The 18,597-nt window shown below is 54.8% G+C and carries 13 protein-coding genes and 1 pseudogene; 7 read left to right on the forward strand and 7 right to left on the reverse strand.

Translation table 11 applies throughout. From position 1 onward, the window contains the following. The first annotated feature begins 230 nt into the window (after positions 1-230). Positions 231-1,634, forward strand: a complete 1,404-nt coding sequence (mmuP, locus tag N0B36_RS00650; RefSeq protein WP_259685246.1) for an S-methylmethionine permease — start codon at positions 231-233, stop codon at positions 1,632-1,634. Further along, positions 1,621-2,562: a homocysteine S-methyltransferase gene (gene mmuM / locus N0B36_RS00655; RefSeq protein ID WP_047497862.1), complete on the forward strand. Its 942-nt coding sequence runs from the start codon at positions 1,621-1,623 to the stop codon at positions 2,560-2,562. Before mmuP ends, mmuM begins: the two co-directional genes overlap by 14 nt. 70 nt (positions 2,563-2,632) lie before the next feature. Here mmuM and fbpC read toward each other — a convergent pair whose 3' ends face one another. The 6 genes and pseudogenes from fbpC to N0B36_RS00685 all read right to left on the reverse strand — a co-directional run bounded on the left by fbpC (position 2,633) and on the right by N0B36_RS00685 (position 10,426). Further along, entirely contained in the window at positions 2,633-3,679 is a 1,047-nt protein-coding gene (gene fbpC, locus N0B36_RS00660) for a ferric ABC transporter ATP-binding protein (RefSeq protein ID WP_049270222.1), read from the reverse strand. A gap of 11 nt (positions 3,680-3,690) precedes the next feature. Further along, complete coding sequence (locus N0B36_RS00665; protein ID WP_019076131.1) at positions 3,691-5,769, reverse strand: iron ABC transporter permease; 2,079 nt, start codon at positions 5,767-5,769, stop codon at positions 3,691-3,693. A 69-nt stretch (positions 5,770-5,838) separates the two neighbouring features. Beyond that, on the reverse strand, positions 5,839-6,870 hold the full coding sequence (locus N0B36_RS00670; protein WP_016151983.1) for an ABC transporter substrate-binding protein: 1,032 nt from the start codon (positions 6,868-6,870) through the stop codon (positions 5,839-5,841). Next, the gene (gene uhpC / locus N0B36_RS00675) at positions 6,867-8,171 is read right to left on the reverse strand and encodes an MFS transporter family glucose-6-phosphate receptor UhpC (protein ID WP_047357663.1); all 1,305 of its coding nucleotides are present in this window, start codon (positions 8,169-8,171) and stop codon (positions 6,867-6,869) included. Before uhpC ends, N0B36_RS00670 begins: the two co-directional genes overlap by 4 nt. Positions 8,172-8,256: 85 nt before the next feature. Further along, positions 8,257-9,797: pseudogene (locus N0B36_RS00680) on the reverse strand (MASE1 domain-containing protein). Continuing rightward, complete coding sequence (locus N0B36_RS00685; protein ID WP_029139427.1) at positions 9,797-10,426, reverse strand: response regulator transcription factor; 630 nt, start codon at positions 10,424-10,426, stop codon at positions 9,797-9,799. Before N0B36_RS00685 ends, N0B36_RS00680 begins: the two are co-directional and overlap by 1 nt. A gap of 256 nt (positions 10,427-10,682) precedes the next feature. Between N0B36_RS00685 and tauA the strand changes: the two genes are divergently transcribed. The 4 genes from tauA to tauD are packed head-to-tail and all read left to right on the forward strand — an operon-like array spanning position 10,683 to position 14,102. After that, positions 10,683-11,645, forward strand: coding sequence for a taurine ABC transporter substrate-binding protein (gene tauA, locus N0B36_RS00690; protein WP_049042255.1), 963 nt, complete (start codon positions 10,683-10,685; stop codon positions 11,643-11,645). A gap of 14 nt (positions 11,646-11,659) precedes the next feature. Beyond that, positions 11,660-12,427, forward strand: coding sequence for a taurine ABC transporter ATP-binding subunit (gene tauB / locus N0B36_RS00695; RefSeq protein ID WP_103928963.1), 768 nt, complete (start codon positions 11,660-11,662; stop codon positions 12,425-12,427). Further along, positions 12,424-13,254 carry a taurine ABC transporter permease TauC gene (tauC, locus tag N0B36_RS00700; protein ID WP_016155826.1) on the forward strand — a complete coding sequence of 277 codons (831 nt, stop codon included), beginning with the start codon at positions 12,424-12,426 and terminating at the stop codon, positions 13,252-13,254. Before tauB ends, tauC begins: the two co-directional genes overlap by 4 nt. After that, a complete protein-coding gene (tauD, locus tag N0B36_RS00705; RefSeq protein ID WP_049270213.1) occupies positions 13,251-14,102 on the forward strand; it encodes a taurine dioxygenase in 852 nt (283 codons plus the stop codon). The genes tauC and tauD overlap by 4 nt, the downstream gene beginning before the upstream one ends. A gap of 78 nt (positions 14,103-14,180) precedes the next feature. Here the strand turns inward: tauD and hemB are convergent, their stop codons facing one another. After that, complete coding sequence (gene hemB, locus N0B36_RS00710; protein WP_016151991.1) at positions 14,181-15,155, reverse strand: porphobilinogen synthase; 975 nt, start codon at positions 15,153-15,155, stop codon at positions 14,181-14,183. 510 nt (positions 15,156-15,665) lie between these two features. Here hemB and ehaB point away from each other — a divergent pair. Continuing rightward, a complete protein-coding gene (gene ehaB, locus N0B36_RS00715; protein WP_259685258.1) occupies positions 15,666-18,590 on the forward strand; it encodes an autotransporter adhesin EhaB in 2,925 nt (974 codons plus the stop codon). Positions 18,591-18,597 lie beyond the last annotated feature (7 nt).

Raw genomic sequence — 18,597 nt, forward strand, 5'->3', positions numbered from 1 at the left:
CGGGTGAACGCCAGCCGGCGATGACGTTGCCAGAGTTTATATAAAGCCTGGCAACGGAGGCGTTATGAGCTGGCGGCCCTTTTTATATTTGATAATTAACCCCCACCCGATATTAAGCGCCCGGCGCGGTCATCTGCGTCTGGTGCAGGGTTGACTTTGCATTGTGTTAACAAACGCGGTATAACACACCTTCTTTGGATGTTTAGATGTCCATACGTTTGGAAGGTTATATGCAAACAACACAACAAAATGCGCCACTGAAGCGCACGATGAAAACGCGTCACCTGATTATGCTCTCCTTGGGTGGCGTGATTGGCACAGGGTTATTCTTCAATACCGGTTACATCATCTCCACTACCGGGGCCGCGGGAACGCTGCTGGCCTATCTGATTGGCGCGCTGGTGGTCTGGCTGGTTATGCAGTGTCTGGGCGAGCTGTCGGTCGCGATGCCGGAGACCGGGGCGTTTCACGTCTATGCCGCGCGCTATCTCGGCCCGGCGACGGGGTATACGGTGGCCTGGCTCTACTGGCTGACCTGGACCGTGGCGCTTGGTTCGAGTTTTACCGCTGCCGGATTCTGTATGCAGTACTGGTTTCCGCTGGTGCCGGTATGGGTCTGGTGCGTGGTGTTCTGTGTGATTATTTTTGGCCTGAACGTTATCTCCACGCGCTTTTTTGCCGAAGGGGAGTTCTGGTTCTCGCTGGTGAAAGTGGTCACTATCATCGCCTTTATTATCCTTGGTGGGGCGGCGATTTTTGGCTTTATCCCGATGCAGGATGGCTCGCCCGCGCCGGGGCTGAGTAATATCACGGCGGAAGGTTGGTTCCCGCATGGCGGCTTACCGATCCTGATGACGATGGTGGCGGTGAACTTTGCTTTTTCGGGAACGGAGCTTATCGGTATTGCCGCCGGTGAAACGGAAAATCCGCGCAAGGTGATCCCGGTGGCGATTCGTACCACCATCGCGCGACTGATTATTTTCTTTATCGGCACCGTGTTTGTGCTGGCGGCGCTGATCCCGATGCAGCAGGCGGGCGTGGAGAAAAGCCCGTTTGTGCTGGTGTTTGAGAAGGTAGGTATTCCGTACGCCGCCGATATTTTTAACTTCGTGATCCTGACAGCCATTCTTTCTGCGGCGAACTCCGGGCTGTATGCCTCCGGGCGCATGCTCTGGTCGCTGTCGAATGAACGTACGCTGCCAGCCTGTTTTGGGCGAGTAACGAAAAACGGCGTGCCGCTGACGGCGCTGTCGGTCAGTATGCTCGGCGGCGTACTGGCGCTGTTTTCCAGCGTGGTGGCCCCGGACACGGTATTTGTCGCGCTGTCGGCAATCTCCGGGTTTGCGGTGGTGGCGGTGTGGCTGAGCATCTGCGCCTCGCACTTTGTTTTTCGCCGCCGTCATCTGCAACAGGGTAAAGCATTGAGTGCATTACATTATCGTGCGCCGTGGTATCCGCTGGTGCCGGTATTGGGATTTGTGTTGTGCCTGGTGGCCTGTGTAGGGCTGGCATTCGATCCAGCGCAGAGAATTGCGTTGTGGTGCGGGTTACCGTTTGTTGCGTTGTGCTATGGTGCATATTTCCTTTCTCAACCCCGTAACGCAAAACAGGAGCCAGAACATGTCGCAGAATAATCCGTTACGCGCTCTCCTTGAGAAACAGGATGTCCTGTTACTGGATGGCGCGATGGCGACGGAGCTGGAAGCGCGAGGGTGTAACTTAGCCGACAGCCTGTGGTCAGCCAAAGTGCTGGTAGAAAACCCGGAGCTTATCCGCGAAGTGCATCTTGATTATTACCGGGCGGGGGCGCAATGCGCGATCACCGCCAGCTATCAGGCGACACCGGCGGGCTTTGCCGCGCGTGGCCTGGATGAAGCGCAGTCGAAAGCGCTGATTGGCAAAAGCGTGGAGCTGGCGCGTAAAGCGCGTGAAGCGTATCTGGCAGAGAACCCGCAAGCGGGCACGCTGTTGGTGGCGGGATCTGTCGGACCTTACGGCGCGTATCTGGCGGACGGCTCTGAATACCGTGGCGATTACCAGCGCAGCGCCGAGGCGTTCCAGGCGTTTCATCGCCCGCGCGTGGAAGCATTGCTGGATGCCGGGGCCGATCTGCTGGCCTGCGAAACTCTGCCGAATTTTGTCGAGATTGGCGCACTGGCTGCGCTGTTGACCGCGTACCCGCGTGCGCGTGCCTGGTTCTCATTTACTCTGCGTGACAGCGAGCACCTGAGCGACGGTACGCCGCTGCGTGACGTGGTCGCGTTGCTGGCGGATTATCCGCAGGTGGTGGCGTTAGGCATTAACTGCATTGCGCTGGAAAACACCACCGCTGCGTTGCAGCATTTACACGGCTTAACGGCGCTGCCGCTGGTGGTGTATCCGAATTCGGGCGAGCAGTACGATGCCGCGAGCAAAACCTGGCATCATCACGGTGAGTCTTGTGCGCAACTGGCCGATTATCTGCCACAGTGGCAGGCCGCTGGCGCACGATTGATTGGCGGGTGCTGTCGCACCACGCCTGCGGATATTGCCGCGTTAAAAGTTCAGGCCCAGGCCCGATAAGACGTAAGCCGCCATCGGGCATTTTTTGCCAGATGGCGATACGGTATGAACCGGAAACATGGGTAACACTTTATGCCGCATCCGCCAGCACAAACATGCCGTACGGATGGATTTCGAGATAATACTGCTCGCCGACGTCCGGCTGCAGACGCGTAGCGTTGACCTGCAATAAAATCTCCTGTCCGTGCCACTCCACCGTGACCTCATATTGGGGTCCCATATACGCGACATGGCTGATTACGCAGCGCTGGCTCTCTTCGCCGCGGTCGCTGAGCGTGATCGCTTCCGGGCGCACGCCTACCATGCCCTCGCCTTGATCGCTAAAGTGCAGTGGGCGCGGCAGATGATAGCCGTAGATATCAACGTATCTGTCGCTGAAGGTGGCCGGGAACAGGTTGGCATCGCCCATAAAGCTCGCCATAAAGCGGGAGGCGGGCTGGCGATAGAGATCTTGCGGCGAGCCGATCTGCATGATGTGTCCCTTGTTCATCACCAATACGGTATCGGAAACCGCAAAGGCTTCGCTTTGATCGTGGGTGACGTACAGCGAGGTGATATCAAACTGCTTTTGCAGCTCGCGGATCTTGTCGCGCATACTGCGACGCAGGTTGGCGTCCAGGTTACTTAACGGTTCATCAAACAGCAGCACTTTCGGTTTGAGGATCAACGCACGGGCCAGCGCCACGCGCTGCTGCTGACCGCCGGAGATCTGATCGACAAAGCGGTCTTCAAATCCTTCCAGATCCACCATCGCCAGCGCCTCTTTGACGCGGGTTTTCACCTCCGCGCGCGACACGCCGAGCATCTTCAGGCCATAACCGACGTTCTCCCCTAACGACATGTGCGGGAACAGGGCATATGACTGAAACACCATACAGATATCGCGCTGCTGAATAGAACGATGGGTAACGTCTTCGCCATCAATGAAAATTTGTCCTTCGCTCGGTTTTTCCAGCCCGGCAACCAGACGCAAGATGGTGGTTTTACCGCAGCCGGACGGGCCGAGCAGCGTTACCATTTGCCCCTGCGGAATGGTGAGATTGATATTGTCGATAACCGTGTTGCTGCCAAATCGTTTAGTGACGTTGCGCAGTTCAACGAAATTTTTCTGAGTCATAGTGCGCTCCATTACGCCTGGTTTTTGGCTTTTGAACGGGAGGTACGTGATTCACCGATCAGCCAGTCAAAGATGAAAATAATCGCCAGCATCACCACGATCAAAATGGAACCGTAGGCAATCGCCACGCCGTATTCGCCGTCTTCTACGCGGTTCAGGATGTAGGCCGTGGCCACGCGGGTATCCGGCGTGACGAGGAACACAATGGCGCTGACGGTGGTAATGGCGCGCACAAAGCTGTAGATCAGCGCTGAGAGGATCGCCGGGCGCAGCAGCGGCAACAGGATGTGCGTAATGGTGCGCAGGGAACCGGCACGCAGACTGAGCGAGGCTTCATCCAGCGATTTATCGATTTGGCCTAAGCCCGCAATGCCTGCCCGGATACCGACCGGGACGTTACGCATCACCATTGAGATAATCACGATGGCGGCGGTGCCGGTGAGGTATACCGGGGCGCTGTTAAAGGCCAGAATGTACGATACGCCCGCTACGGTGCCCGGAACGGCAAAGCACAGCATAGTGGTGAACTCGATGGTTTTTTTGCCTTTAAACTGCTGACGCACCACAACCCATGCGATCAGCAGGCCAAAGATAGCGGTGATCGGCGCGGCAATCCCGGCGTAGAGCAGGGTGTCGAGCAGTGAAGGCCACGCGCCGTCGCTCATTCCCTGACCGAACAGTTTGGTAAAGTTGGCCAGCGTCAGGGTGTAGTCCACGCCCCAGTTAACGGTGAAACTGCCGTAGAAAATGCTGCCGTAGAGCAGGGCGTTAAAGGCAATCCACACCGCCAGCAGCGCGACCACGCTCCATACCAGCGTTACCGGCAGCGGCTGCACGTCGCCCCGATAGGATTTACCGGAAACGGTGACGTACGAGCGTTTACCAATCCACATGTACTGCACGCAGAACACCAGCAGCGAGAACAGTAACAGGAAGGCACCCAGCGTACTGGCGGCCTGGTAGTCGAGCTGGGAACCGGTGATGTAGAAGTAGATTTGCGTTGCCAGCACGTCGAAGTTACCGCCAAGCACCAGCGGGTTACTGAAGTCGGCCAGCGACTGCACCACCACAATTAAAAAGGCGTTTGCCAGCGCCGGTTTTAGCAGCGGGACAAACACGCCGTTAAAGGTTTGCCAGCGGCTGGCGCGCAGGGTGTATGACGCCTCCTCCAGCGACGGATGAATGGTTTTGATCGCCCCGTCGAGGATCATAAACGCCATCGGAGTGAAGGCCAGCACCTGCGCCAGCCAGATGCCGGTAAAACCGTACAGCCAGTTGGTGTTGGTCAAACCAAACCATTCGACCATAAATTCGGTGATGTAACCGGAGCGTCCCATCATCAGCGTTACGCCTAAACCCACAACAAACGGCGGGGTGACGATCGGCAGAATCGAGAAAATACGTCCAATAATGGCGCTGCGTTTCGCAATACGGGTGGTGTAGATAGCCAGCACCAGGCCAAAGAAGGTACAGCCGACGCCGACGGCAATCGACAGCATAATCGAGTTGAGGATCACCTGAATGATATGCGCCTGCGACAGCACATTCATAAACGCCAGCGGAGCAAATTCTCCGGCGTCGTTGGTGAACATCGGAATGAAAATAGCGATACTTGGCCAGACGATAAAAATACCGATCAGCGCGACAATCGCGGTGAGCGAGCCGATGACGAAACGGTCGCCGCCCAGCCATTCCAAACGGGTGAGCGCCAGGGTCATGATCGCGCCAAGTGCCACAAACAGCACGATGGTGGCATAGCCTAAGCCGCGTCCCTCAATAGTCGCGCTGGCGACGATAAACGCCATACAGAAAAACGCCCAGCCCGCGTCAAAATAATGGCGGCTGCGCTGTTCGCGTCTGGCTTCATGGAACGGGCGCACCAGCAGCAGGCTTGGCAGCAGATACCAGAGCCAACTGATATTGAACTGTGACCAGCCGTAGGCGGCGAGAATTTCTTCGCGCGTCGATTCCAGCAGACCGTAGTCCAGGCTCCAGCTCGGCAGCAGGGCAAACGCCAGCCAGCCGAGTAAAATCCAAAGAAATATCGCATCCCGTTTTTTCACGGGATGGAGTGCAAGTGTGTGTGACATAGCGGTTCCGGTATTTCAGGCCGGATATGGCGTTGAGGCCGTATCCGGCAAATGAACGCAAATCTGGGGTTATTTACCCATCTTCACTTCGCTGACCCACTTATTGATCAGGGCTTTACGCACGTCGGTCGAGCCGTACTTATCCATGTCGTAATTGATAAGCTTCAGGTCGTCGAGCTTCAGCGAGTTAGGGGACGTTTCGGCGGTGGTGTTGGTCAGGATCTGATAGGATTTACCTTTCTTCCACGCCAACTCCTGCGCGTCTTTCGACAGTACCCAGTCAACGAACAGTTTGGCGTTATCGAGGTTGCGCGCGCCTTTCAGGATGCTGACACCGCCGATTTCATAACCGGTACCTTCGCACGGTGAGACAAGTTCCAGCGGTGCGCCCTGTTCTTTTTCCAGCGAGTAGTCGTGCAAGAAACCGATGCCGATAGCCGTTTCGCCACGGGCGGCGTTACGCGCCGGGGCAATGCCGGATTTGGTGTACTGCGAGACGTTGGCGTTGAGCTGTTTCAGGTAGTCAAAGGCCTGGTCTTCCCCCCACAGTTGGGCAAAAGTCGCCAGTGCGGTATAGGCGGTACCGGAGCTTTGCGGATCAGCAATCTGGATTTCGCCTTTGTATTCCGGTTTGGTCAGATCCTTCCAGCATTTTGGCACCGGTAGGTTTTTCTCTTTCAGGCGCTGGGTATTGACGCCAAAGCCCAGAATACCGACATAAACCGCCGAGGAGAGGTTGCCCTTTACTTTTGCCGGATCGCGGAACTTCTCCATGATTTGTTCGAGGTTTGGTGATTTATACGGCTGCAGCAGCCCCATTTCACCGGCCTGAGACTGTGGATCCAGCGTACCGCCGTACCAGACATCCGCTTGCGGGTTTTTCTTCTCGGCATCCACTTTCGCCAGCGTACTGCCTGAGCCGTTGCGAATGAATGAAGTCTTCACATCATATTTTTCACCGAAGGCTTTGGTTTCGGTTTCGCACATTTCGTTGGTGGCGCTGCAATACACCACCAGACGACCCTGCGCCTGAGCTGCACTGCTGAAGGCTGCCAGCGTCAGAGCGGAGGCAATTAGGGTAGAGGTAAGCGTCAGTTTCATTGTTTTATCCTTTGACTGAGAGAAGGGGGAATGCCCGCAATGAGCAATGGCATCAGCAATAAACCCATAAAGACAGCGGCAACCGAGAGCAAACTGAACATTCCCGACCAGCCGTAGTGTTCTATGACCAGCGACAGCGGCCAACCCGCCAGCGCGGCCCCCAGATAGGCGAACAGCCCGAGAAAACCAGTAATTGAACCTGCCGCCGCCTTATGTCCGCATTCCACGGCCGCGAGGCCAATTAGCATCTGTGGGCCAAACACAAAAAAGCCCACGGTAAAGAAACACACTGCCAGTAGCGCGTAGTGGTGCACCGGCGCCAGCCACAGCGCGGCGACGGAGACCATCAGCCCCAGTGTGAACAGCAAAATCATTGGGGCACGCTGACCGCTGAACAGCAAATCCGATCCCCATCCGGCAAACAGCGCCCCCAGCAAGCCGCCGACTTCAAACAGCATTACCGTGGCATTGGCGCTGAGCAGGTTCACACCGTGGCTTTCCGTCAGCCAGATGTTGCCCCAGTCGTTGAGCGCAATGCGGATCAAATAGACCAACACATATGACACACCGAGTAGCCAGATCATCGGGTTCTTCAGCATGGTGGTGCGTAACATTTGCCACAGTCCCATCGGCGGGCTTTGCTGCTCCTGACGCAACTCCAGCGGGTCTTGCCGCCATTCCCCAACCGTGGGTAAGCCTTCTTCCCGGGGCGTGCCTTTCAGTTGCAGGGTGAGCCAGATGCCTAACGCCATGCTGATTATTCCCGGCGCCAGCATGGCTGCCTGCCAACCCCACCAGTGGGCGGCAAAGGCGCTAATCAGCGGGATGATGGCCCCACCGATGTTGATCGACATATTCCAGCAGCCCCACCAGAAGCCGCGTTCGTTGCGCGAGTACCAGTGAGTCAGTAGTCGGGCGCAGGGCGGCCAGCCCCAGCCCTGAAAAAATCCGTTCAGCGTCCAGACCACCAGGAGCAGCGTCAGCGATTCACCAAAGGCGAACAGCACGTTTAAAACGCCGGTGGCAAACAGGCCAATGCCCATAAACGCGCGCTGTCCGTGGCTGTCGTGCCATAGCCCGGCGGTGAATTTCGACAGGCCATAGGTCAGATAAAACAGCGATCCCAGCAGGCCGATATCGCCTTTATCCAGACCCAGATCCGTTTGCAGCGCCGGGAGGACGTAGTTAACACTTTTGCGCGTCAGATAAAACGCGGCGTACCCAATCACCATACACATCAGCAGCCGGGGGCGTAGCGCCCGGTATTGTTGGTCTGTTTCGCGTGATGCACGTGCATGCATGGCAGCCTCCGTTTGTGCTGACTATAGGAAAGTGAAAGCAAAATGGGATGAGATAAAGTCCGCAGTGACTAAGACTTTTTCCTGGTTAACGGCTGATTTGTTGCAAATTTGTGGGCAGGTTAACAATTACCCGCGTGCCGTTGTTCGATTCGAGCGTCAGTTCGCCGCCAAGGGCGCTGACCCGCTCACGCATCCCCTGGATACCGAACCCGGGGATTTTCTCCGCGAGAATACCTACACCGTTGTCAGCGACGTGCAGAAATACGCGGTGTTCCTGCTGGCGCAGCGTAATCGACACTTCGCTGGCGTCGGCATGTTTACAGACGTTATTGAGCAACTCCTGCAGCAGGCGATACAGTGTGAAACGCACCGTTTCATTTTCTGGCGTATTTTCAAGCTGATAGTCAAACCAACAGCGAATGCCGCGTTCGGCAAAGGCAAATTCATTCACCAGATGATGCAGTGCATCTTTAAAGGCCAGTTCATCGAGCGCGGGCGGTCGTAGCTGGCGCAGCAGTTGGCGGGTGGAGTGGTGAATGCGCCGGGCAAGGTCGTTGATCTGATTTGCCGCTTCAAGCGTTTGCTCGCGACCCGGCGCGCGCTTGACCAGTTGCGACTGAATTTGAATGGCGGTGATGTTCTGACCAATTTCGTCGTGTAGCTCCCGCGCCAGGCTTTTGCGCGTATTTTCCTCGGTGCGGATCAGTTGTTCGGTCAGCGCGCGTCGCGCTGCCAGTTCGGCTTCCAGACGCTGGCGATAATGGTGCAGGTTTTGCGCCAGATGCTGCTGGCGGCTGATAGCGATCCCCAGCCCTATGCCCAGCAGCGCCTGGGTGGCGAGGAAAATCTCCAACTCCAGTAAATTGCTGAACCCGACGCCGATTTGCCGGGCGATGGTGATCATCATGCTGCCGAGCAGTCCGGACAACACGCCGCCCTGCCAGCCAAATTTCCACGCCATCACCACGTTCGGTAAGAACACCACGATTAGCAGCAGGCGCTCGATCTCTGGTGACAGCACCATCTGGGTACCTATGCCAATAATGAAAAACAGACTGCACCAGATGATAAGCGAGGTACGCAGGGGGGGATTGGTGGTATCCAGTCCGAGCAAATGATAGCGGTGCTGCTGGCGCAGAAACTCATAGATCAGATAGACAAACGGCGTCAGCAGTACGCCGCCAGTAAACGATGCCAGGCCAATTAACGTTGCCGGGCTTTGGATAAACGGTGAAAGCAGGAGGGTATTGAGCAATGACGTGATCGTCACCGCGGCCAGCAGCAGCGTTAAGCGCTGCCAGTAAAGGGGGAAGCGGTGCCAGTATGACTGGCCGATACTCGCCGGGATCAGGCTAATCAACGGCGCAGCCAGCAGGATATAGCCATTCACTAATTGCTCGCTGTGCAGCCAGAACAGCATCAGCATCGGCGGCAGTACCAGCGCGGGCCAGTAACGGCGAGAAAGCAGGATTAGCAGGGCGAGATAGACGCCGTGCGGCAGGAATAGCGCTGCCTGCTGGCCGTTGTGGGTCAGGTAAAACCCAGCGTCCACAGCATCAGCCAGCCCGATCCCCAGGCCAGCAGAATAAACAGAGAAATAACCCCATGACGAAGGCTGCGTGACATTAATGCCCCGTCAGCAACTGGTGGTCGAGTGCAAAATGCACCAGATCGATGGTGCTGTGGCATTGCAGTTTGCCCAGCACGTTCGCACGATGAACGTGCACCGTTTTATGGCTGAGGTCGAGCTTGAAGGCGATCTCTTTTACGCTGTCGCCTTTGACCAGCAGATCAAACACTTCGCGCTCGCGCGGGGTCAGTACCTCCAGTACCTGCGCGGGCTGTTCGCCGCCGCGTAGCGCCCGTAGCGCGTCGGCGCACAGGTAATGCCCGCCCATACCAACCGATCGTACCGCCTGCACCAGTTCCTCCGGTCCGCAACGTTTGGTCAGATAACCGCTGGCACCGGCATCCAGTGCGCTTTGCACAAACGTGGGTGAGTCATAGATGCTGAGAATAATGGCGCGAAAACCGGGCTTCTGCGCCCGCAGTCGTTTTAACAGGCTCAGGCCATTTTCATCCGGCATGGCGATATCCATCACCGCAACGTTGACGTCATCATGCAGTAATGCAGGCCACGCCTGTGCCGCGCTGCTGTACTGGCCAGCAACGTTGAGATCGTCTTCGAGACTGAGTAATTGCGCAAAGCCGGAACGCACCACCACATGGTCATCCACCAGCACAACATGAATCATGATCTTGCTCTCTTGCCTGACAATGGCATCTATGATGCCTGCCAGCGCCGCGCTGGCAATCCCCGTGGCGCGGATATGTAACGAATGTAACAAAATCGCAATAATTTGCCGGCCTGCAATCAAATGCATTTCCGGGCTAAGCATTGCCGCTTTTTTTCTAAAAACAGATCGCTATTAGCCAGAATTTTTAATTCCTTTATCAAATTGTGCCGCAACGAAATACTGCCCCCATAACAAGACAGGGGAGCAGACAATCATGGCTATTTCATCGCGTAACGCACTACTTGCCGCACTGGCATTCATCGCATTTCAGGCACAGGCGGTGAACGTCACCGTTGCTTATCAGACCTCCGCTGAACCCGCTAAAGTGGCGCAGGCGGATAACACCTTTGCTAAAGAGAGCGGGGCTACCGTTGACTGGCGCAAATTCGACAGCGGTGCGAGCATCGTCCGTGCGCTGGCATCCGGTGATGTGCAGATCGGTAATCTTGGCTCCAGCCCGCTGGCGGTCGCTGCCAGCCAGCAGGTGCCTATTGAGGTTTTCCTGCTGGCGTCAAAACTCGGCAATTCTGAAGCGCTGGTGGTGAAGAAAAACATCAGTAAACCGCAAGATTTGATTGGTAAACGCATTGCCGTGCCGTTTATTTCCACTACCCATTACAGCCTGCTGGCGGCGTTGAAACACTGGGGTATCAAAGCAGGGCAGGTGGAGATTGTGAACCTGCAGCCACCCGCGATTATTGCCGCCTGGCAGCGCGGAGATATTGATGGTGCTTATGTCTGGGCGCCTGCGGTAAACGCGCTGGAAAAAGATGGCAAGGTATTAACCGACTCATCGCAGGTTGGCGAGTGGGGCGCACCGACGCTGGACGTGTGGGTGGTGCGCAAAGATTTTGCCGAGAAGCATCCTGAGGTGGTGAAAGCCTTTGCCAAAAGCGCCATCGACGCCCAGCAGCCTTATATCGCTAATCCCGATGAATGGCTGAAACAGCCGGAGAATATCAGCAAACTGTCGCGTTTGAGTGGCGTACCGGAGGCGGATGTGCCAGGGCTGGTGAAAGGTAACACCTATTTGACGGCACAACAGCAAACCGCTGAGCTAACCGGCCCGGTGAATAAAGCGATTATCGACACCGCGCAGTTCCTCAAAGAGCAGGGCAAAGTCCCCGCCGTCGCGACGGATTACAGCCAGTATGTGACCGATCGCTTCGTGCAATAAATAAGGAGGCGCTGATGCTGCAAATCTCTCATCTTGCCGCCAGCTACGGTGGAAAACCGGTGCTGGAAGATATCAACCTGACGCTCGATAGTGGCGAACTGCTGGTGGTACTCGGACCTTCTGGTTGCGGAAAAACCACGCTGTTAAATCTGATTGCCGGGTTTGTGCCGTATCAGCATGGCAGCATTATGCTGGCGGGCAACAAAGTTGAAGGTCCAGGCGCAGAGCGCGGGGTTGTGTTCCAGAACGAAGGCCTGCTGCCCTGGCGCAACGTGCAGGACAACGTGGCCTTCGGGCTGCAACTGGCGGGGATGGAGAAGCCCCAACGTCAACGAATCGCGCGGGAGATGTTGCAGAAAGTTGGGCTGGAGGATGCGGGAAAACGTTTTATCTGGCAGCTCTCTGGTGGTCAGCGTCAGCGCGTCGGCATTGCGAGGGCGTTGGCTGCCAACCCGCAGCTGTTGTTGCTGGATGAACCCTTTGGCGCGCTCGACGCCTTTACCCGCGAGCAGATGCAAACCCTGCTGCTGAAGTTGTGGCATGAGACTGGCAAACAGGTGCTGTTGATTACCCACGATATTGAAGAAGCCGTTTTTATGGCAACGGAGCTGGTATTGCTGTCGCCAGGCCCTGGCCGGGTACTGGAGCGTCTGCCGCTGAATTTCGCTCGTCGCTTTGTGGCCGGAGAGCCGAGCCGCAGCATTAAGTCCGACCCGCAGTTTATCGCCATGCGCGAGTATGTGTTAGGTCGTGTCTTTGAACAACGGGAGGCATTCTCATGAGCGTGGTGATTAATGATAAACCCCGTCGCCAGCGCGCGCTGAATTGGCGCTGGCCGTTCTCGCGGCAGATTACCTTAAGCTTTGGTACGCTGGTCGTCATTCTGGCTGTGTGGTGGACGGTGGCGGCGCTGCAGTTAATCAGTCCGCTGTTTTTACCCCCGCCGGGCCAGGTTTTGCAAAAACTGATGGTTATTGCCGGGCCGCAGGGGTTTATGGATGCCACGCTGTGGCAGCATCTGGCGGCGAGCCTGACGCGTATTGTTATCGCGCTGCTGGCGGCGGTACTGCTCGGCGTTCCGGTTGGGATCGCTATGGGGCTGAGTCCGACGATGCGCGGCATTCTCGATCCGATCATTGAACTGTATCGTCCGGTTCCGCCATTGGCCTATTTGCCGCTGATGGTGATCTGGTTTGGCATTGGTGAGACCTCCAAGATCCTGCTGATCTATCTGGCGATTTTCGCCCCTGTAGCGATGTCGGCGCTGGCGGGGGTTAAAAGCGCGCAGCAGGTGAGAGTGCGTGCCGCACAGTCGCTGGGAGCCAGCCGTACGCAGGTGCTGTGGTTTGTTATTTTGCCGGGGGCATTGCCGGAGATACTCACAGGGTTGCGTATCGGGCTTGGCGTGGGCTGGTCGACGTTGGTGGCAGCAGAGCTGATTGCCGCCACGCGAGGTTTAGGATTTATGGTGCAGTCAGCCGGTGAGTTTCTGGCAACGGATGTGGTGCTGGCGGGGATCGCGGTGATTGCCGTTATCGCGTTTATTTTAGAACTGGGTCTGCGCGCGCTTCAGCGCCGCCTGACGCCCTGGCATGGAGAAGTACAATGAGTGAACGTCTGAGCATTACCCCGCTGGGGCCGAACATTGGCGCGCAAATCACCGGTGCGGATTTGACGCGTCCGCTGAGCGATAATCAGTTTGAACAGCTTTATCACGCCGTACTGCGCCATCAGGTGGTGTTTCTGCGTGAGCAGGTGATTACGCCGCAACAACAGCGGGCGCTGGCGCTGCGTTTTGGCGATCTGCATATTCACCCTGTCTATCCGCATGCCGAAGGGGTTGAAGAGATTATCGTGCTGGATACTCATAACGATAATCCGCCGGATAACGACAACTGGCACACCGATGTAACCTTTATCGACACGCCGCCAGCGGGTGCGATTCTGGCGGCAAAAGAGCTGCCATCGACCGGGGGAGACACCCTGTGGACCAGCGGGATTGCCGCTTATGACGCATTATCTGAGCCGTTTCGCCAGTTGCTGAGCGGCCTGCAGGCAGAGCATGATTTTCGTAAATCCTTCCAGGAATATAAATACCGCCAGACGCCAGAGGAGCATCAGCGCTGGCTGGAGGCGGTGGCAAAGCATCCGCCCCTGCTGCATCCGGTGGTGCGCACGCATCCAGTGAGCGGGAAGCAGGCGCTGTTCGTGAATGAAGGATTTACCACGCGAATTGTCGATGTGACGGAAAAAGAGAGCGAGGCGTTACTGCGCTTTTTGTTCGCGCATATCACTAAACCGGAGTTCCAGGTGCGCTGGCGTTGGCAGCCCAACGATGTGGCGATTTGGGATAATCGCGTGACGCAGCATTATGCGAATGCGGATTATCTGCCCCAGCGGCGCATTATGCACCGGGCGACAATTTTGGGAGACAAGCCGTTTTTTCGGGCGGGATGATTATCGGAGACGCTTCATTTACCGGGCCTACGACCTGTAGGTCCGGTAAAGCGAAGCCGTCATTAGGCAACAAAGTGATTAGCGCAGGATTTTTTTCTCAGCCAGATCCAGTGCGAAGTAGCTGAAGATCAGATCCGCGCCAGCGCGTTTGATCGAGCCTAAGCTTTCCAGCACCACTTTCTCTTCATCTATTGCACCCGCGAGGGCTGCAAACTTGATCATCGCGTATTCACCGCTGACCTGATAAGCGCCAATCGGCAGCTCGGTGCGCTCGCGGATATCGCGCAGAATATCGAGGTATGCGCCAGCCGGTTTGACCATCAGGCAGTCTGCGCCCTGGGCTTCATCCAGCAGCGATTCGCGGATCGCTTCCCGACGGTTCATCGGGTTCATCTGATAGGTTTTACGATCGCCCTTCAGCGCGGTACCTGCGGCTTCACGGAATGGGCCATAGAAAGAAGAGGCAAATTTGGTGGAGTAGGACATGATCGCGGTATCGGTAAAGCCCGCGGCATCCAGCGCCTGGCGAATCGCCTGCACCTGTCCGTCCATTGCGGCGGAAGGGGCGATGAAATCTGCGCCCGCAGCGGCGGCAACGACCGCCTGTTTGCCGAGATTGGCAAGGGTTAAATCGTTATCAACGCCGTGCTCGCATAATACGCCGCAGTGACCGTGCGAGGTGTATTCACAGAAGCAGGTGTCGGACATGACGATCATCTCCGGTACGGTCTGCTTACAGATACGCGACATGCGCGCCACCAGACCGTCTTCTTTCCAGGCATCGCTGCCGGTGTCATCGGTGTGATGAGAAATGCCGAAGGTCATGACCGAGCGGATGCCTGCATTCGCAATGCGTTCAATTTCGCGCGCCAGATGCTTCTCTGGAATGCGCATCACGCCGGGCATGGCCTCGATAGCTTTGTAATCGTCGAGTTCTTCTTCAACAAAGATCGGCAACACCAGGTCATTTAAGCTGAGTGTTGTCTCTTCAAACATAGCGCGCAGCGCAGGTGATTTGCGCAGGCGGCGAGGGCGTTGGATTAGGTCTGTCATGGTATGCCTGATGTTTGTGGAATCGAAGGCCGTAGTATACCCGAACCTGAGGGTGGGTGGTTTACGAAAGTTGGCGTTATATCTGGATTTTCCATGGTGGAAGGCTGAATCATTAGAGCAATTTATTCACATTTATGGCAAATTATTCATATTCATTATTTTGTTTGTTTCTATTTTATTATTTTAAATATCGATGCGTTTATTTTTATAGATGTGGAAATAATTGCATTTCATTTATTGTTTATTTGTTTAGGTGAGTGGTGAGTTATTTATTAATTATATGCTTCAGAAATGTCTTGTGAGATATTTCATTGAAAGAATAAGTTTTTTTTGTCTTTTGTGTCAGAGGCGAGGGTATTCGTGGTGTTGTCCGGTTTCGGACGACTAGCAAAGAATAATTGAACCTTTCCTTTGTGAAACCGCATAATCGTCCCCGCGAAACATAAAATGTTTTCTTTGCATTGATAATTGATGGATCAACTATATTACGTCCCTGAGGAGGGATGACAAATGCACACTTGGAAAAAGAAACTTGTAGTCTCACAATTAGCATTAGCCTGTACTTTGGCAATCACTTCTCAGGCGAATGCTTCTACTGATATTTCTGGGACGACGTACACAACGTTCACCCATTATAATGACGCATCACATGTTGATGACGTTTACTTCGATGGCTATGTCGGTTGGAACAATTACGGCACTGATAGTATTTATAACGGTGATATTTATCCGGTAATCAATAACGCTACTGTCAACGGCGTTATTTCTACTTATTATCTGGATGATGGACTGTCAACCAACGGCAATTATAACAGCCTGACGATTAAAAACAGTACCATTCACGGTATGGTGACATCCGAATGTATGACCACGGATTGTACTAACCGTACGGGTACCGACTATTACTACGATCGTCTGGCGATGAACGTCATCAACTCCACTATCGATGATAACTACGAACATTATACCTACAACGGTACCTATAATGACGTGGCTGATACGCACGTTGTCGACGTTTATAACCTGGGTACGGCTATCACTCTGGATCAAGAAGTTGATCTGTCTATCACCAACAACTCTCACGTTGCGGGTATTACCCTGACTCAAGGTTATGAGTGGGAAGATATTGACGATAATACCGTCATCACCGGCGTAAACAGCGGCGAAGTGTTTAACAACACTATCGCTGTTACCGACTCTACCCTGACCTCCGGTTCCTGGTCTGATGAAGGAAGATCCGGCTGGTTTGGTAACACCAGCAATGCGAGCGACTACAACGGTAACGGTTGGAACGCGAATGATATCGCATTGGCGGTTATTGCTCATCCCGATGCAGATAACGCGATGCAGACCACCGCCACGTTTGATAACGCTACGCTGATGGGCGATGTGCTGTTCTCCAGCAACTTTGATGAGAACTTCTTCCCGAACGGTGCTGATACTTACCGTGATACTGATGCCGATCTGGATACCAACGGCTGGGATGGTACTGACCGTCTGGATCTGACCCTGAACCACGGCAGCAAGTGGGTTGGTGCGGCAATGTCCGTCCATCAGGTTGACGTTGATGGTGATGGCGTTTACGAAAGCTATGCTGAGGGCACTGAAGCCACCGCTACGCTGATTGATATCGCTGCCAACAGCTTGTGGCCTTCTTCAACCTACGGTATCGATAGCGACACAACCTCTTATGACGAAAATGGTCATGTGGTTGGCAATACCGTTTATCAGAGCGGTCTGTTCAACGTGACGCTGAACGGCGCTTCCCAGTGGGATACCACCAAAACTTCTCTGATTGACACTCTGAGCATCAACAGCGGTTCCGTTGTCAACGTGGGCGATTCTGCGCTGGTTTCTGACTCCATCACTCTGACCGGTGCTTCCGCACTGAACATCAATGAAGATGGTCGTGTTGCGACTAATACGCTGTCTATTGACAACAGTACCGCAACGATTGCTGATGATGTCTCTGCCGGCTGGAATGTGCTTAATGCCGCGCTGTATGCCAATACCATTAACGTCACCAACAACGGCGTTCTGGATGTGGGCAACAGCACCGGAAACGCGCTGCAGGTTGATACCCTGAATCTAACCAGCTACACCGATGCTTACAACCATGTTAATGCGGGTGTTTTCGACATCAACAGCGCTAACTATGTGTTGAATGCTGACCTGACCAACGATCGTACCAACGATACGCGCCAGGCTAACTACGGTTATGGCGTGATCGCGATGAACTCTGATGGTCATCTGACTATCAACGGTAACGGCGATTCTGACACCTCAGGCGATCAGTCTGAAGTTGATAACTACGGTGATCACGTAGCAGCGGCAACCGGTAACTATAAAGTTCGCATCGATAACGCCACTGGCGCAGGTTCTGTTGCTGATTACAACGGTAACGAGCTGATCTACGTTAACGACACGAACAGCACCGCAACTTTCTCTGCAGCCAACAAAGCAGACCTGGGTGCTTACACCTATCAGGCTCAGCAGCAGGGTAACACCGTTGTTCTGCAGCAGATGGAGCTGACCGACTACGCGAACATGGCGCTGAGCATTCCGTCTGCCAACACCAATATCTGGAACCTGGAACAAGACACCGTTGGTACTCGTCTGACTAACGCGCGTCATGGTCTGGTAGATAACGGTGGTGCATGGGTGAGCTACTTCGGCGGTAGCTTCGATGCGGATAACGGCAACATTAACTATGATCAGGATGTTAACGGCATCATGGTCGGTGTTGATTCCAAAATCGATGGTAACAACGCTAAGTGGATTGTCGGTGCTGCGGCAGGCTTCGCGAAAGGTGATATGAGTGATCGTACCGGTCAGGTAGATCAGGATAGCCAGACTGCCTATATCTACTCTTCTGCTCGTTTTGCGAACAACATCTTTGTTGACAGTAACTTAAGCTACTCCCACTTCAACAACGATCTGTCTGCCAGCATGAGCAACGGTCAGTATGTTGATGGCAGCACCTCTTCTGATGCCTGGGGCTTTGGCTTGAAACTGGGTTATGACCTGAAGCTGGGTGACGCAGGTTACGTAACCCCTTACGGTAGCGTATCCGGTCTGTTCCAGTCTGGTGATGACTATAAGCTGAGCAACGACATGAAAGTTGACGGTCAGTCTTATGACAGCATGCGTTATGAACTTGGTGTAGATGCAGGTTATACCTTCGCCTACAGCGATGACCAGGCGTTGACCCCGTACTTCAAACTGGCCTACGTTTACGACGACTCTAACAACGATTCTGATGTAAACGGTGATTCTATCGACAACGGCGTAGAAGGTTCTGCGGTACGCGTTGGGCTGGGTACTCAGTTCAGCTTCACCAAGAACTTCAGCGCGTACACCGATGCTAATTACCTCGGTGGCGGTGATGTCGATCAAGACTGGTCTGCAAACGTTGGTGTTAAATATACCTGGTAACAACTTT

This window comes from Citrobacter sp. XY323 (assembly GCF_025106035.1).
GTDB lineage: Bacteria > Pseudomonadota > Gammaproteobacteria > Enterobacterales > Enterobacteriaceae > Citrobacter > Citrobacter braakii.

Coding starts and splice junctions, on each gene's coding strand:
- tauB (WP_103928963.1), top strand. CDS start 11,660: ATGCTGCAAATCTCTCATCTTGCCGCCAGCTACGGTGGAAAACCGGTG.
- N0B36_RS00685 (WP_029139427.1), bottom strand. CDS start 10,426: ATGATTCATGTTGTGCTGGTGGATGACCATGTGGTGGTGCGTTCCGGC.
- mmuM (WP_047497862.1), top strand. CDS start 1,621: ATGTCGCAGAATAATCCGTTACGCGCTCTCCTTGAGAAACAGGATGTC.
- N0B36_RS00670 (WP_016151983.1), bottom strand. CDS start 6,870: ATGAAACTGACGCTTACCTCTACCCTAATTGCCTCCGCTCTGACGCTG.
- tauC (WP_016155826.1), top strand. CDS start 12,424: ATGAGCGTGGTGATTAATGATAAACCCCGTCGCCAGCGCGCGCTGAAT.
- uhpC (WP_047357663.1), bottom strand. CDS start 8,171: ATGCATGCACGTGCATCACGCGAAACAGACCAACAATACCGGGCGCTA.
- ehaB (WP_259685258.1), top strand. CDS start 15,666: ATGCACACTTGGAAAAAGAAACTTGTAGTCTCACAATTAGCATTAGCC.
- tauA (WP_049042255.1), top strand. CDS start 10,683: ATGGCTATTTCATCGCGTAACGCACTACTTGCCGCACTGGCATTCATC.
- mmuP (WP_259685246.1), top strand. CDS start 231: ATGCAAACAACACAACAAAATGCGCCACTGAAGCGCACGATGAAAACG.
- fbpC (WP_049270222.1), bottom strand. CDS start 3,679: ATGACTCAGAAAAATTTCGTTGAACTGCGCAACGTCACTAAACGATTT.
- tauD (WP_049270213.1), top strand. CDS start 13,251: ATGAGTGAACGTCTGAGCATTACCCCGCTGGGGCCGAACATTGGCGCG.
- hemB (WP_016151991.1), bottom strand. CDS start 15,155: ATGACAGACCTAATCCAACGCCCTCGCCGCCTGCGCAAATCACCTGCG.
- N0B36_RS00665 (WP_019076131.1), bottom strand. CDS start 5,769: ATGTCACACACACTTGCACTCCATCCCGTGAAAAAACGGGATGCGATA.